The organism is Mesorhizobium sp. M0615, assembly GCF_040320805.1.
In the GTDB taxonomy this organism is placed as follows: domain Bacteria; phylum Pseudomonadota; class Alphaproteobacteria; order Rhizobiales; family Rhizobiaceae; genus Mesorhizobium.
Genome location: NZ_JAMYQI010000048.1, coordinates 1 through 909 on the forward strand (window position 1 = coordinate 1; position 909 = coordinate 909).

General features: G+C 61.4%; 1 protein-coding gene. It reads right to left on the reverse strand.

The window, feature by feature from the left end:
* Positions 1-17: 17 nt before the first annotated feature.
* Positions 18-842, reverse strand: a complete 825-nt coding sequence (locus NKI46_RS30900; protein WP_352749729.1) for an IS5 family transposase — start codon at positions 840-842, stop codon at positions 18-20.
* Between the last annotated feature and the right edge of the window lie 67 nt (positions 843-909).

Consider the following 909-nt stretch of genomic DNA (forward strand, 5'->3'; position numbering starts at 1 on the left):
AGAGTCCGTTTTGAAATTCACGGATGAGCGTTTCGGCGGATGAGATTGCCGCCCATAGCGACAAGGATCATGGCTTGCGAGACGTCGATGCGCTGCTCGTAGTCGCGCACGAGGCGGCGCCATCTTGTTATCCAGCCGAAGGTCCGCTCGACGACCCAGCGGCGGGGCAGGATCTGGAAGCCCTTCTGGTCGTCGGATCGACGGATGATCTCGACCACGAAGTCGAGATAGGTGGCTTTGTCCATGAGCTTCAGCCGGTCATAGGCGCCGTCGGCGAACAGATGCTTCACCCAGGGCCAGCGCCTGCGGATACCATCCAGGATCGCCTGAGCGCCGGCACTGTCGGAGATGTCGGCGGTGGTGAGATTGACCATCAACAGCCGCCCATCCGTATCCACGGCAATGTGTCGCTTGCGGCCGACAATCTTCTTGCCGGCGTCATAACCCCTTGTTTCAGCTTGCGGAGCCTTGACCGACTGGCTGTCGATCACACCAGCCGTGGGACTGGCCTCGCGCCCGGCTCGTTCGCGATCCAGCATCAGCGCCACGTCGTGGATGGTCTGGAACAGAAAGCGCCGAGCCAACTCGCGGAACCAGCCGTAGACCGTTTGCCAGGGTCCGAAATGGATCGGCAGCATCCGCCAACCGCAACCCGAGCGGACCAGGTAGCGCACGGCGTTGACCACCTCCCGGAAATCAACCTCGCGCGGACGGCCGCGACGCCCAGGTTTGGGCATCAGCGGTGCGAACTGCTCCCACTCCTCGTCCGTCAAATCAGACGGGTAGCGCTTGGTCTTCTTGGCGATCTGGGCCATCCGGCCACGGCTCTGCTTTGTCCACATCTAAAGCTTGAATCATAACCCAGCCTCAGACGAAACCCCCGGCAAGCCGATTTTCAAAACGGTCTCT